The sequence below is a fragment of the Kitasatospora sp. NPDC093558 genome (genome assembly GCF_040683475.1).
Lineage (GTDB): Bacteria > Actinomycetota > Actinomycetes > Streptomycetales > Streptomycetaceae > Kitasatospora.
The window spans coordinates 1-1,689 of sequence record NZ_JBFBDY010001027.1; the positions used below are offsets into that span (position 1 = coordinate 1).

A 1,689-nucleotide genomic window follows, 5' to 3' on the forward strand; every position below is an offset into this window, starting at 1 on the left:
GGGCCCCCCCGGGGCCCGCGGGGGGGGGGGCGCCCGGCCCCCGGGGGGGGGCGGGGCGGGGGGCCGGGCCGGGGGGCCGCCCCCCACCCCGGCCCCCCCGCCCGGCTGGTGGCCGCCCGCGGGGCCCTGCTGCGCGAGCTGCCCGCCGACGGCGGCATGCTCGCGGTCGGCGCCGGGCGGGAGAGCCTCGCGGAACTCCTGGCGACGGAGCCGGAGGTGGCGCTCGGCGCCGTCAACGGGCCCGCCGACACCGTGCTCAGCGGGCCGGTGGCGGCGCTGGAACGGATCGACGAGGCGCTCGCGCGCGCGGGCGTGCGGACACGGCGGCTCGACGTCTCGCACGCCTTCCACACCCCGCTGCCCGCCGCCGCCGAGGCGCGGTTCCGGGCTGCTGCCGGGGAGTTGGCGGCGGGTGCCCCCAAACTGCCGTTCGCGTCGACGTATCGTGGCCGCATGCTGAGTGACGGCTCGTCAGATATCCTGGGGGTGGACTACTGGACCGGCCAGGCGGCCGGGCCCGTGCTGTTCTCGGACGCCCTCGCCGCGCTGGCCGGGGCGGCGGCGCCGACGCACCTGGTGGAGATCGGCCCGCGGGCGCAGCTGCTGCCGCTGGTCGGCCGCGCCGGGCCGGCGGACGTGCCACGGCTGCTGCACCCGAGCCCCGGCGGACAGTCCGGCGGGCGCGAACTGGCACAGGTCGTCGCCGAGTTGTTCCGGGCCGGGCTCGATCCCCAGTGGGACGCGCTGTACGAGCCCGGGCAGCCGCCCGCCGACCGGCTGCCGCCGTACCGGTTCGCCACCGCGCGCCGCTACTGGGCCCGCTGGGAGCCGGTGCGGACACCGGCCGAGCCGGAGCGTACAGTCGAACAGGCTGTCGGAACAGGAGAGTTGACGGAGCGTCCGGACACGTCCGACGACCCGGTCCTGGCGGCCGTGCTCGACGCGATCGTCCAGGTCGGCGGCTACGCCGACGACGTCGTCCGGCCGCAGGCCCGGTTCTACGAGGACCTCGCCTTCGACTCGGTGATGATCGTCCAGCTCAAGGTGCAGCTGGAGGCCAGGCTCCCGGCGCTCGGCGAACTGTCGGTGTCCCACCTGCTCCCGGCGCTGCGCAGCATCGACTCGCTCGCCCAGTGCCTGCGCGAACTCGCGCTGGTGGCGGCATGAACGGGGGAGCAGGGGGCGCGCTGGGCGCGCAGGACAGGCAGGGCACGCAGGACATGGGGGACACGGGGGACATGGAGACCATCACCACGTACATCGCGGGCGTCGGCACCGCGCTGCCCGGCGAGGCCGTCGACAACGCCGCACTGGGCGCCGCGCTCGGGGTGAGCGCCGAGTGGATCGACGTCTTCGTCGGCACCACCCACCGCCACTTCGGCCGCGACCTGGCCACCGGCGAGGTGCACCGCACCCTCACCGACCTGTGCGCCGAGGCCGGCCGGCACGCGCTGGCCGCCGCGGGCCTGGAACCGGCCGACATCGAGTTCCTGGTGCTCGCCACCGCGACCCCGGACGCGCTGCTGCCCACCACCGCCAGCGAGGTCGCCGACCTCCTCGGCCTCGACCAGCTGCCCGCCTACCAGATCCAGGCCGGCTGCTCCGGCGCCCTCCAGGCCGTCGAGCTGGGCCGCGCGCTGATCGCCGCGGGCGCCCGCGCCGGGCTGGTGATCGGCGGCGACGTCACCC

General features: G+C 77.2%; 1 protein-coding gene and 1 pseudogene. Both read left to right on the forward strand.

Annotated features, from left to right (window positions below):
- Positions 1 to 108: 108 nt before the first annotated feature.
- On the forward strand, positions 109 to 1,167 hold the full coding sequence (locus AB0O00_RS38115; protein ID WP_363659274.1) for an acyltransferase domain-containing protein: 1,059 nt from the start codon (positions 109 to 111) through the stop codon (positions 1,165 to 1,167).
- Positions 1,164 to 1,689: pseudogene (locus AB0O00_RS38120) on the forward strand (hypothetical protein); the annotation flags it as partial. The gene AB0O00_RS38115 and the pseudogene AB0O00_RS38120, both read left to right, overlap by 4 nt.